12 protein-coding genes and 3 tRNA genes are annotated in these 12,009 nt (G+C 55.3%); 10 read left to right on the top strand and 5 right to left on the bottom strand.

Annotated elements, in window-relative coordinates; genetic code table 11:
• The first annotated feature begins 166 nt into the window (after positions 1-166).
• Complete coding sequence (nadC, locus tag BM395_RS05585) at positions 167-1,015, top strand: carboxylating nicotinate-nucleotide diphosphorylase (protein ID WP_090509579.1); 849 nt, start codon at positions 167-169, stop codon at positions 1,013-1,015.
• 176 nt (positions 1,016-1,191) lie between these two features.
• Here the strand turns inward: nadC and BM395_RS05580 are convergent, their stop codons facing one another.
• Entirely contained in the window at positions 1,192-1,659 is a 468-nt protein-coding gene (locus BM395_RS05580) for a pilin (RefSeq protein WP_090509576.1), read from the bottom strand.
• Between the two features lie 219 nt (positions 1,660-1,878).
• On the opposite strand from BM395_RS05580, the gene pilB reads away from it, so the two are divergent.
• From pilB to yacG, 5 genes are all read left to right on the top strand, one after another.
• Positions 1,879-3,582, top strand: coding sequence for a type IV-A pilus assembly ATPase PilB (gene pilB, locus BM395_RS05575; protein ID WP_090509573.1), 1,704 nt, complete (start codon positions 1,879-1,881; stop codon positions 3,580-3,582).
• 2 nt (positions 3,583-3,584) lie between these two features.
• A complete protein-coding gene (locus tag BM395_RS05570; protein ID WP_090509571.1) occupies positions 3,585-4,802 on the top strand; it encodes a type II secretion system F family protein in 1,218 nt (405 codons plus the stop codon).
• 3 nt (positions 4,803-4,805) lie between these two features.
• Positions 4,806-5,681 carry a prepilin peptidase gene (locus BM395_RS05565; protein WP_141124077.1) on the top strand — a complete coding sequence of 292 codons (876 nt, stop codon included), beginning with the start codon at positions 4,806-4,808 and terminating at the stop codon, positions 5,679-5,681.
• 279 nt (positions 5,682-5,960) lie between these two features.
• Complete coding sequence (gene coaE / locus BM395_RS05560; RefSeq protein WP_090509568.1) at positions 5,961-6,569, top strand: dephospho-CoA kinase; 609 nt, start codon at positions 5,961-5,963, stop codon at positions 6,567-6,569.
• Positions 6,566-6,772: a DNA gyrase inhibitor YacG gene (gene yacG / locus BM395_RS05555; protein WP_090509565.1), complete on the top strand. Its 207-nt coding sequence runs from the start codon at positions 6,566-6,568 to the stop codon at positions 6,770-6,772. The genes coaE and yacG overlap by 4 nt, the downstream gene beginning before the upstream one ends.
• Positions 6,773-7,807: 1,035 nt before the next feature.
• On the opposite strand, the gene BM395_RS05550 is transcribed toward yacG, so the two are convergent.
• The gene (locus BM395_RS05550; protein ID WP_090509562.1) at positions 7,808-8,485 is read right to left on the bottom strand and encodes an energy-coupling factor ABC transporter permease; all 678 of its coding nucleotides are present in this window, start codon (positions 8,483-8,485) and stop codon (positions 7,808-7,810) included.
• A gap of 122 nt (positions 8,486-8,607) precedes the next feature.
• Between BM395_RS05550 and BM395_RS05545 the strand changes: the two genes are divergently transcribed.
• From BM395_RS05545 to BM395_RS05530, 4 genes are all read left to right on the top strand, one after another.
• Positions 8,608-9,237, top strand: a complete 630-nt coding sequence (locus BM395_RS05545) for a DUF1780 domain-containing protein (RefSeq protein ID WP_069898095.1) — start codon at positions 8,608-8,610, stop codon at positions 9,235-9,237.
• Between the two features lie 66 nt (positions 9,238-9,303).
• Positions 9,304-9,798 carry an MOSC domain-containing protein gene (locus tag BM395_RS05540; RefSeq protein WP_069898096.1) on the top strand — a complete coding sequence of 165 codons (495 nt, stop codon included), beginning with the start codon at positions 9,304-9,306 and terminating at the stop codon, positions 9,796-9,798.
• Positions 9,799-9,877: 79 nt separating this feature from the next.
• Positions 9,878-10,051 carry a DUF3094 family protein gene (locus tag BM395_RS05535; protein ID WP_069898097.1) on the top strand — a complete coding sequence of 58 codons (174 nt, stop codon included), beginning with the start codon at positions 9,878-9,880 and terminating at the stop codon, positions 10,049-10,051.
• A gap of 63 nt (positions 10,052-10,114) precedes the next feature.
• Entirely contained in the window at positions 10,115-11,434 is a 1,320-nt protein-coding gene (locus BM395_RS05530) for an NAD(P)/FAD-dependent oxidoreductase (protein ID WP_090509559.1), read from the top strand.
• A gap of 191 nt (positions 11,435-11,625) precedes the next feature.
• Here BM395_RS05530 and BM395_RS05525 read toward each other — a convergent pair.
• The 3 genes from BM395_RS05525 to BM395_RS05515 all read right to left on the bottom strand — a co-directional run bounded on the left by BM395_RS05525 (position 11,626) and on the right by BM395_RS05515 (position 11,870).
• Positions 11,626-11,701 (bottom strand) — tRNA-Lys (locus BM395_RS05525).
• 4 nt (positions 11,702-11,705) lie between these two features.
• Positions 11,706-11,782 (bottom strand) — tRNA-Pro (locus BM395_RS05520).
• Between the two features lie 12 nt (positions 11,783-11,794).
• Positions 11,795-11,870: transfer RNA gene (locus BM395_RS05515), tRNA-Asn, on the bottom strand.
• Positions 11,871-12,009 lie beyond the last annotated feature (139 nt).

The raw sequence follows: 12,009 nt of genomic DNA, 5'->3' as shown, positions 1-12,009 counted from the left end.
CCGATTAGCCATATGCCACTTGATCACAGATATGACTCAGATCACACATGGGAAAAGCTGCTCATAAGGTGGCCTTTTGCCACACAAACACACTTGCAAGCGCACAACTGCTGCATGGCAAAGCACCAACCCCTATAATCGCCGCACTCAGACTCAGGAGCCGACCATGCCCAACCTCAAACTTGCTGACCTCACCTCCGAAATCGAGGCCAACGTACGTCGCGCACTGTCTGAGGACGTCGGCAGCGGCGATATCACCGCCCAACTTATCCCGGCAGAACGCTTGGCCCACGCCACCGTTATCAGCCGTGACGCCGCCATCATCTGCGGCACTGCCTGGGTCGATGCGGTTTTTCGTCAACTCGACGACCGCGTGGCCGTGCACTGGCAAGTCGCAGACGGTGATCGCGTCAGCCCCAATCAAGCCTTGTTCCACCTGGAAGGCCCTGCGCGCGCATTGCTCACCGGCGAGCGCAGCGCGTTGAACTTCCTGCAAACCCTGTCAGCAGTCGCGACCCACTGCCAACACTTCGCCGACATTGTGCAAGGCACTGGGATCAAGATTCTCGACACCCGAAAAACCCTGCCCGGCCTGCGCCTGGCGCAGAAGTACGCCGTCACCTGTGGCGGCTGCCATAACCACCGTATCGGCCTGTTCGACGCTTTCTTGATCAAAGAGAACCACATTGCCGCCTGCGGCAGCATCGACGCCGCCGTAAAAGCCGCGCACCAGATCGCCCCGGGCAAACCGGTCGAGGTGGAAGTAGAAAGCCTGAACGAACTGCGCGAAGCCCTCGCCGCCGGCGCCGACATCGTAATGCTCGACGAATTGTCACTCATCGATATGCGCGAAGCGGTGAAGATCAATCAGGGCAAGGCAAAACTGGAAGCGTCTGGCGGAGTAAATGAAAGCACATTGCGTGCTATCGCCGAGACAGGGGTTGATTATGTTTCGATTGGTACGCTGACTAAGGATGTTAAGGCGGTGGATTTGTCGATGCGGTTGAGTTTATGAGGGGGCTCACTCCTCTGAAATTGCTTTATAAGTTAAGAACTTAATTAACCATTATTAAACATCCCCACCTTCTAACGTGGGGATGTTTAAATAGAACGATGAAACAAGTTACTACGCACTAAACTAATGATACTGCCTTCAGATAACCATGAAGCCTTATCGTTTAGCCCAGAAAATTAGCGGCATTCTGACGGTGCATACTTCGCAGCAAGTGTACCTGCGACGGTGGCAGCTTTACCAGAACCTGCAGCAACGCAGTTCCAAGTGATGCTACCGTTAGCCGGAACAGTGCCAGCAGCCAGTGCGGCACCCGCTGGACCACCGTCACGAGGCGACAACACCAATGTACCGTTGCCTGCCTTTGCAGTATATGAAATTGTAATCTCACCAGTAGCAGCAGCGATCGTAACAGACGCGACGTTATCAGTTGCGGCTGGAGCGGTATAGCCAAGAGCAAAAGCGTTGCCGTTTGCAGCGTTCTCAGAGACCGTAGTCTTAGCAGACGAAGCCAGGCTTAAACCCTCTGTAACGCGGGCGCGCACGGTGTAGTCTTGATATGCAGGCAGAGCAACTGCAGCCAGGATACCGATGATCGCAACAACGATCATCAGTTCAATCAGAGTAAAACCTTTTTGAGCTTTCATTAATTATCTCCTGATAATGGATAGGCCCAACGACCTAATTGATACTTAGCACTTTGCGTGCCAACTGTTGAAAGCACTGATTACGGCCAAGTGGACATTTGAAATGTAAACTTCACAATTTTGCTGGGCACTTAGTGACGTAATTCGTCACTTACGCCTTGACTGTTTGGCACACACAGCGAACTGCGCTATAACGCAGGCATAGTTATGGAGCCTGTAATGAACGATCGCGTATCCCTTACCGGACTGGCCAAGCAAATGGTCATTGCCGAGTTGCTTGATGAAAAAGCCGCCCTCAATGCTCAGCAACAGGCCCAGCGCAACAAGCTTTCTCTGGTCACCTATGTCGTTCAAAGCAAACTGGTAAAAAGCAAGGACATGGCCGAACTGGCTATGGAGCAGTTCGGCGTTGCCTTTGTCGACCTCAACAGCATCGACAAAGAAGCGCTACCCAAAGATTTGATCAGCGAAAAGCTCGCGCGCCAGCACCGCGCGCTGCCTTTATGGCGACGCGGTAACAAGCTGTTCATCGCCGTATCTGACCCTTCCAACCACCAAGCGGTGACCGACGTACAATTCAGCACTGGACTCAATACCGAAGCGATTCTGGTTGAGGATGACAAGCTCGGCCACGCCCTAGACAAATTCTTCGAGTCCGCCACCGGCGGCCTCGATGACATGGCTGATATTGACTTTGATGATGTCGATACCACAGCTGTAGATGATGAAAATCAGGTTGTTGACGGTTCCGCGCAGGATGATGACGCCCCCGTCGTGCGCTTTGTGAATAAGATGCTGCTCGACGCGATTCGCGGCGGCTCATCCGACTTGCACTTTGAACCCTACGAGAAAATTTACCGCGTGCGCCTGCGTACCGACGGTATTTTGCATGAAGTCGCCCGCCCACCGATTCAGCTCGCCCCACGCATTTCTGCACGCCTCAAGGTAATGGCCGCTTTGGATATTTCCGAGCGGCGTAAGCCGCAAGACGGGCGCATTAAAATGCGCATATCGAAAAGCAAATCCATCGACTTCCGGGTGAACACCCTGCCGACGCTGTGGGGTGAAAAGATCGTGATGCGTATTCTCGACCCAACGAGCGCGCAGATGGGCATTGATGCACTGGGGTACGAAGAAGATCAGAAAGCGCTGTACCTCGAAGCCCTTAAACAGCCGCAAGGGATGATTCTGGTCACCGGCCCTACCGGTTCTGGCAAAACGGTTTCGCTGTATACCGGCCTGAATATCCTCAATACCCCGGATGTGAATATCTCCACGGCAGAAGATCCGGTCGAGATCAACCTCGAAGGCATCAATCAGGTCAACGTCAACCCGAAACAGGGCATGGACTTTACCCAGGCGCTGCGCGCCTTCTTGCGCCAAGACCCTGACATCATCATGGTCGGTGAGATTCGCGACCTGGACACAGCATCCATTGCGATCAAGGCTGCACAAACCGGCCACATGGTGATGTCGACCCTGCACACCAACAGCGCTGCTGAAACCCTGACCCGCATGCGCAATATGGGCGTGGCCTCATTCAACATTGCCACCTCGGTGAACCTGATTATTGCCCAGCGTCTGGCCCGTAAGCTCTGCACAACCTGCAAGAAGACGGTAGACGTTCCGCGCGAGGCTTTGCTGGAAGAGGGCTTCCCGGCCGACAAGATTGGCAGCTTCAAGATTTACAGCCCGGTAGGCTGCGAGAATTGCAACGGCGGTTACAAAGGCCGTGTCGGAATATATGAAGTGGTTAAAAACACGCCGGCCCTGCAGCGGATTATCATGGAGGAAGGCAACTCCATCGAGATTTCAGCGCAGATGCGCAAAGACGGTTTCAATGACCTACGCACCTCGGCATTGGTGAAAGCCATGCAAGGCGTCACCAGCCTCGAGGAAGTCAACCGGGTGACCAAGGATTAACCATGGCGGAAAAAGCGCTTAAAACCAGTGTATTCACCTGGGAAGGTAAAGATAAAAAAGGCAGCACGATCAAGGGCGAGCTCAAGGGCACCAACCCGGCACTGGTCAAGGCGCAACTGCGCAAGCAAGGCATCAACCCGACCAAGGTGCGCAAAAAATCGGTTTCGATTTTTAGCGCAGGCAAAAAAATCAAACCGATGGACATTGCCCTGTTCACCCGGCAAATGGCGACCATGATGAAAGCCGGCGTGCCGCTGCTGCAATCTTTCGACATCATTGCCGAAGGGTTAGACAACCCCAATATGCGCAAGCTGGTCGACGAGGTAAAACAGGACGTCGCGGCAGGCAACAGTTTTGCGGCATCGTTGCGCAAAAGGCCCGAGCACTTTGACGAGCTGTACTGCAACCTGGTTGACTCAGGTGAACAATCTGGCTCATTGGAAACACTGCTTGACCGAGTTGCCACCTACAAAGAGAAAACCGAAGCCCTGAAAGCCAAAATCAAAAAAGCCATGAATTATCCAATTGCGGTGATCGTGGTTGCTTTGATTGTGTCAGCCATTTTGCTGATTAAAGTGGTACCTCAGTTTGAATCGGTATTCTCGAGCTTTGGCGCTGAGCTGCCCGCGTTCACCGTTATGGTAGTGACGCTTTCAGAGGTGATGCGAAAATGGTGGCTTGCATTTCTGGCAGTCTTATTTGTAGTTATATTCATAATTCAAAACGCGCACAAACGCTCGGAAAAATTCCGGGACTGGGTTGATAGAACTGCCCTAAAGACGCCCATCGTCGGCGATATTATTTATAAGTCCGCTGTTGCACGTTTTGCTCGTACACTTGCTACTACATTCGCTGCGGGCGTGCCATTGGTTGATGCGTTGGATTCTGTAGCCGGCGCGACAGGCAACATTGTTTTCAAAACAGCCACTCAGAAAGTAAAAGCTGATGTGTCATCAGGCATGCAACTCAACTTCTCCATGCGCTCCACAGGGGTTTTCCCGACCATGGCAGTGCAAATGACGGCTATCGGCGAGGAGTCTGGTGCACTAGACGATATGTTGGACAAGGTAGCAGGCTACTACGAAGAAGAAGTAGATAACGCCGTAGATGGCCTTACCTCACTGATGGAGCCGCTGATTATGTCGGTTCTGGGTGTTCTGATTGGCGGCTTGGTTATCGCCATGTACCTGCCGATCTTCCAACTGGGTCAAGTCGTCTAACTCATGCCAATAATCGATTTTATGGCCAGCAACTTGCTGGCCTTTTCTTTGTGTATTTTGCTGCTTGGCTTGTTGGTGGGCAGCTTCATCAATGTGGTGGTTTACCGCCTGCCGATCATGATGCAGCGCGACTGGCAGATGCAGGCGCGTGAGGCACTGGAGCTACCCGAACAGCCGAAAGGCAAAACCTTCAACCTAATTCTGCCGAACTCGACCTGCACCTCTTGCGCGCATGAAATTCGTCCTTGGGAAAATATTCCCATCGTGAGTTATCTGTTTCTGCGCGGCAAATGCTCAAGCTGCAAAGCCCCCATCAGCAAGCGCTACCCGCTGGTGGAGCTGGCTTGTGGGCTGATTTCAGCATTCATTGCCTGGCATTTTGGTTTTGGCTGGCAAGCAGCCGCCATGCTCGTGTTGAGCTGGGGCTTGCTGGCAATGAGCCTGATTGATGCAGACCATCAGCTTCTACCGGATGCACTGGTTTTACCGCTGCTGTGGCTCGGTTTGATTGTGAATAGCTTCGGCCTGTTCACCAGCCTGGACTCTGCACTTTGGGGCGCGGTCGCGGGGTATTTGAGCCTATGGTCGGTGTATTGGCTGTTCAAGCTGATCACGGGAAAGGAAGGCATGGGTTACGGCGACTTCAAGTTACTGGCCATGCTGGGCGCGTGGGGCGGTTGGCAGATATTGCCGCTGACAATATTGCTCTCGTCATTGGTAGGCGCGGTGCTGGGCTTGATCATGCTGCGCCTGCAAAATAGCGAAACCAGCACACCGATTCCGTTCGGGCCCTACTTGGCAATCGCCGGCTGGATCGCGCTGATCTGGGGCGATCAAATCACCTCGACTTACCTGCACTTCGCCGGCTTCGGCGCATAAAGCAGGGCAATACATCAAGGCTCGCGCATGACCTGAGGGTGGATGAACCAAGCGTCATCCACCCTGCTTCACCGCTCGCTAACACCCAATGCATGGCGAGCAGGCGAAGCCCCTCTGGCAATTTCAGCACCTCTCAATTTCCCTATCTATCGACTCAGTAACCCGCAAGCAACGTTACGCTTCGCCATTTTGGCCTGGCCTGCCACTGACCTGTGGGTTCGCCAATAACCGAGGGCTGCTTTACAATCGGGGCTGGTTATCTGTTTGAGCTGCGAGCGCATGAAACCCTGGATACTTGGCCTTACGGGCGGCATTGGTAGCGGCAAGAGCGCAGTGGCGCAGTGCTTCATTGAGCACGGCGTGCATTTGATTGATGCCGACCACGCGGCGCGCTGGGTGGTTGAGCCGGGACGTCCGGCGCTGGCAAAGATTGTCGAGCATTTTGGCGCTGGCGTTTTACAGGCAGATGGCCAACTCAACCGCGCCGCATTGCGCGAACTGATCTTCAAGGACGCTCAGCAACGGCGCTGGCTCGAAGCCTTGCTGCACCCGCTGATCGGCCAGGAGATTGTCGAGTATTTGGCCAAAGCCGAGTCGCCCTACGCGATTCTCGTCTCGCCGCTTTTGGTTGAGTCCGGCCAAAGCAAACTAACCCAGCGCATTCTGGTTGTTGATGCCAGCGAGACCCTGCAGATTGAGCGCACCATGCAGCGCGATCAAAGCTCGGCCGCACAAGTGCAGGCCATTCTCGATGCGCAGGCCAGCCGCGAAGCACGTCTCAAATACGCCGATGACGTACTGGTGAATGACAGCGATTTGGTGTGGCTGCGTGATGAAGTCGCGCGCCTGCATAATTTTTATTTGACCCTTAAAGGAGGCCAGCCATGAGCAGCCCAACTCTCGTCGCATGCCCAACCTGCGAAGCCCCCGTTGAATGGGGCCCACAAAGCCCAAGCCGGCCGTTCTGTTCAGAGCGCTGCAAGCTGATCGACCTCGGCGCCTGGGCTTCTGAGCAACACGCCATCCCCGGCAACGAGCTGGAAGACGACCTGTTCTCCGAAAACCTGACCCCAACATCCCGCCAGCACTAAGCCAAGCCCCCAAAAAGCACCCCAAGCTCTTTTGTAGAAATCTCCCGTGGAGGATGGATCAACCGAAGGTTAATCCGTCATTGCGATGTCTTGTTCGTGCGCGGTTTGGCGTTTGATTCGCGTGTAGGTAGGCGACATTGGGCGACGCGGTCGCCATGACGGATTGCCTCCTTGCGGGGCTATCCATCCTCCATCTTTCGGTTTTGTCGTAATCCTCCGTGGAGGATGGATCAACCGTAGGCTGATCCGTCATTGCGATGTCTTGGTCGTGCGCGGTTTGGCTTTTGGTTTGCGTGTGGATTGGCGTATTTGGGCGACGCGGTCGCCATGACGGATTGCCTCCTTGCGGGCTATCCATCCTCCGTCTTCTGGTTTTGTCGAAATCCCCCGTGGAGGATGGATCAACCGCAGGTTAATCCGTCATTGCGGTGTCTTGGTCGTGCGCGGCTTGGCTTTTGGTTTGCGTGTGGATCGAGGTATTTGGGCGAGGGGGTCGCCATGACGGATTGCCTTCTTGCGGGGCTATCCATCCTCCATCTTTCGGTGTTGTCGAAATCTCCCGTGGAGGATGGATCAACCGTAGGCTGATCCGTCATTGCGGTGTCTTGGTCGTGCGCGGTTTGGCTTTTGGTTTGCGTGTGGATCGGCGACTTTGGGCGACGGTGTCGCCTTGACGGATTGCCTCCTTGCGGGGCTATCCATCCTCCATCTTTCGGTTTTGTCGAAATCTTCCGTGGGGGATGGATCAACCGCAGGCTGATCCGTCATTGCGATATCTTGGTCGTGCGCGGTTTGGATTTTGGTTTGCGTGTGGATCGAGGTATTTGGGCGACGCGGTCGCCATGACGGATTGCCTCCTTGCGGGGCTATCCATCCTCCGTCTTCTGGTTTTATCGAAATCCTCCGTGGAGGATGGATCAACCGTAGGCTGATCCGTTATTTCGGTGTCTTGGTCGTGCGCGCTTTGGCTTTTTGTTTGCGTGTGGATCGGCGTATTTGGGCGACGGGAGCGCAGTAGCTTTCAGCGCTCCCAAATCAAGGTTCGTTCCAGGGGGCCGAGAGATACCGGCTTCGGTTGAAGGTTTCGAGCCAATCGGGGTAGAACACCACCAGCCCCGTCACCAACATGCCGTTAATAAAGGCCTCGGGGAATATCACCAGCCACAGGTAGCCGATAAAGTCTTCAAGCCAAGGCGGCATCGGAAACAGACCATCCACCCACAGCACGCCAAGCCCGAGCAGAATGCTCAGCAGCGTACCCAATGCCGCGGGAAAGAAACCGCAGAAGAAGATATAAACGAACAAATTTTTTGGCTGTGCCCGTTCTACACGCAACGCGCAGAGTTCGGTAACGAGCACGGGCACCAGCACCAACAACAGGCCATTCATGCCCAGCGCCGTTAAGTCCTGCCGCCCCAATGCCAGCATGCCCAATTGCGCCGCAAAGCCAACCAGCATTGCCAGCGGCCAATCCAGCAGCAAGGTCACAACCGTCATGCCTAAAAAGTGATACGACAGGCCTGACTCGAAATCTCTGCGCACCAGCCACAGTAAAAAAACCGCAAACGCGGTACCGAACAATAAGTGCTGACGGCGCGTGTCACTGATCAGCTGCAACCAGGGCGCTCGCCAGATTGCCCACAGCAACGCGGGCGCATAAATCACCCAGCCGGCTACCTGGCTCGTCGTTGAAAGCAGCTCTGCAGCAATCATTACCCACTCCACCCAACCCAACTCTATTGGCAGTCTACTCCCGGCGGTAAAATCCCGACAGTTGCTACTGTTTGCCGATACAGCCACTCGACGAGCCCTGTGCAAGAACTTAAGCTGCTGTCATGGACGATGCAGAGTACTTACGCCTGCTCACGCAACAAGCCGAGCAAGCCAGCGACTTTTTATCCAACTCACGCAAATGGGAACGTGAAGTCTGGGTGTGCCAGCGGTTATTACAGGCCTTGAACATTCGCTACCGGCAAGATGAATTCAGCCCGCCCGATCACGAACCGCCCGACGCCTTATTTCGCGATGCCAATTTCGAGGTGTTTTTTGTTCTGGATGAAGGCCGCCGCCTGAATGACGAATGGCGCGCGGAGCTGGAGCGTCGACGCACGGCATTCTCGCTGAGCCAACTGGTCCGGCGTGAGGCCAAACCCCGGCGCATACCGGCCGCCGAGCTTGTTGCCAGGCTTGCGCCCACGCTGCGCAAGAAATCGCACAACTACAAAGAGCGCGGGCTGGACCCGGGCGAGCTGGACTTGCTGGCATTCGTCAGCCTTAAACGCGCAGTGCCGGATTTCAACAGTCATTTCCCACCGCCCACCGAATACCTGCGCCAAGGCTGGCGTTCGCTGTCTTTGGTAGGCCCAACGTTTGCCCGGGTGTTATTTGCCCACTCCGATGCCCCAGACTTTCTGCGCAGCAACTGTGGTCGCACAGTATTGTTTGATGCAGGCGTCGGCCTGTGAGCACATGCTGAGAATGCCGCCTTCTAAAACACTAGACCCCTTTGTTCTGCGCTACGCTGGAGTGCAATGAGCCCTTTACAAGAATTACTCGCGGCAGTGCCGCAACAAGGCCGTGTGCGCTGGATTGGCGTGCGCCCGGCCTCGCGCGCACCGATGATTGAGCTGGACGCAGTAGAAGCCAGGCTTGATGCCGGCCTTACCGGCGACCACAGCCGGGCCAGCGCCCGCAACGCACGCCAGGTGACTTTTATTCAGTGGGAACATCTGCCTGTGGTGAGCGCCCTGCTTGATCGCGCGCCAGACAACCCGATTCGCCCGCACGATTTGCGCCGCAACATAGCCATTAGCGGTATCAATCTGTTCAGCCTCAAAGGCCGGCGCTTTCGTATTGGCTCGGCCATTTTCGAAACCACCGGTTGGTGCCAGCCCTGCGCACGCCTTGAGCAGAACCTCGGGCTCGGGACTTTTCAAGCCATGCGCGGGCATGGCGGCATTACCGCTCGCGTGCTGCAAGGCGGGGTTATTCGCCTGGATGCCAAACTGGTCGTTGAGCCGCTATGAAGCACACAGCTAGAATACCCCTATAAGAGAAGGGCGTAGATGCACTCCGTGCTCATTCGCCCACTGCCAAGAGGTGCACATGTCGAGTAGATTGAGCCCCGAAGACCAAAAGCGTGTTGATCAATACCTCAGCGCGCCGCAGCACCAAGTTGAACGCAAGCCGTTTCGCGGCTGGCGGCTGGTACTGATTCTTGTCTCGATCACCATCGCCCTCGGCATTCTCAGCCGTCTTTTAGGTCAACTGGTGCTATGAGCTGCCTTGCGCTCGCCCACGCGATCTCTGCCTGTTTTATTCAAAACATTATGAGAACTCTAAATGACCCATCGAATAGTGATCGTTGGCGGCGGCGCCGGCGGCCTGGAGCTTGCTACCCGCCTGGGTAGAAAACTGGGCAAACGCGGCAAGGCGCAGATCACCCTCGTCGACAGCAACCTCACGCATATCTGGAAACCGCTTCTGCATGAAGTGGCAGCAGGCTCACTCAACTCATCGGAAGATGAACTGAATTATGTCGCGCAAGCCAAATGGAACCACTTCCAGTTCCAGCTCGGCCGGATGAGCGCGCTGGACCGCGAAAGCAAGACCATCACGCTGACGGCCACGCTGGATGAAAACGGTGCGGTTCTGGTGCCGCAGCGCGAACTCAGTTACGACAGCCTGGTAATTTCCGTCGGCAGCACCACCAACGATTTTGGCACCCCCGGCGCGGCTGAAAACTGCCTGTTTCTGGATACCCGTGAGCAAGCCGAACGCTTTCACCGCCAGTTGCTCAGCCATTACCTGCGCGCGCACGCCAATCAGGACGTAACCACTGAACAGATTTGCGTGGCGATTGTTGGCGCAGGCGCAACCGGCGTTGAGCTGGCTGCCGAGCTGCACCACGCGGCGCATGAGCTATCGGCCTACGGCCTTGACCGGATTCGCCCGGAAAACATGCGCATTACCTTGATTGAAGCAGGCCCGCGCGTATTACCGGCACTGCCCGAACGCATTGGCCAGCCGGTGCATGAAACGCTGGAAAAGCTCGGCGTGACCGTACTGACCAATTCCGCTGTCAGCGAAGTCACCGGCGATGCGCTGAAAACCAAGGACGGCAACACCATTATCGCCTCGCTTAAAGTCTGGGCGGCCGGTATTCGTGCTCCTGACTTTCTCAAAGACATTGCCGGCCTGGAAACCAACCGGATCAATCAGCTGGTTGTGCGCCCTACCCTGCAAACCACGCGCGATGAAAATATTTTTGCCTTTGGCGACTGCGCCGCGTGCCCGCAACCCGGCACCGAGCCTGGCACTGTCGGCGCTAATGTGCCGCCCCGCGCCCAGGCTGCACACCAACAGGCTTCATTATTAGCCAAGAGTTTAAAGCTGCGCATCGAGGATGCAGGCCAGGCATTGCCGGAATATCGCTATCGCGATTACGGCTCGCTGATTTCGCTGGCGAGTTTTTCGGCTGTCGGCAATCTGATGGGCAATTTGACCGGCAGCGTCATGCTGGAAGGCTGGCTGGCGCGCATGTTCTACATCTCGCTGTATCGGATGCACCAGATGGCGCTGTACGGCGTAACGCGCACCGCCCTGCTGATGCTCAGCGACCTGATCGGCCGCAGCACAGAGCCGCGACTCAAGCTACACTGACAGAGAAATACGGTGGGCCGTGCGCTTAACGGCGTATGGCCTGCCAGCATCACAGCTTTTTGCACGCGGATGGCGGCCTGCAACACAAATCGCAGGCATAAAAAAAGCGCCCTGAGGCGCTTTCTTTAACCGGTTGCGATAATCGTGTTATCGCTCCCTAAGATTCGACTCTTGAACAGCAAGAGCGAAAATGGTGGGTCGTGTAGGATTCGAACCTACGACCAATTGGTTAAAAGCCAACTGCTCTACCAACTGAGCTAACGACCCAAATTGGTCGGGGTAGGGGGATTCGAACTCCCGACATCCTGCTCCCAAAGCAGGCGCGCTACCGGACTGCGCTATACCCCGATATTGAAGATTTGGCTCCACGACCTGGACTCGAACCAGGGACCCAGTGATTAACAGTCACTTGCTCTACCAACTGAGCTATCGCGGAACTATCACCTTCAAAGTTCTCAGTTTTGGGCTTTTGCTTTCGCGCTTTCCCTCATCTGAGGCGCGCCATTTTACGGATTATTTACTACCTGTCAACACCCTATTTTGCTTTTATGACAATACTTTGCAGATAAGTGCTT

It is taken from the genome of Pseudomonas marincola (assembly GCF_900116605.1).
In the GTDB taxonomy this organism is placed as follows: Bacteria; Pseudomonadota; Gammaproteobacteria; order Pseudomonadales; family Pseudomonadaceae; genus Aquipseudomonas; species Aquipseudomonas marincola.
This window is presented reverse-complemented; position numbering and strand designations above follow the sequence as displayed.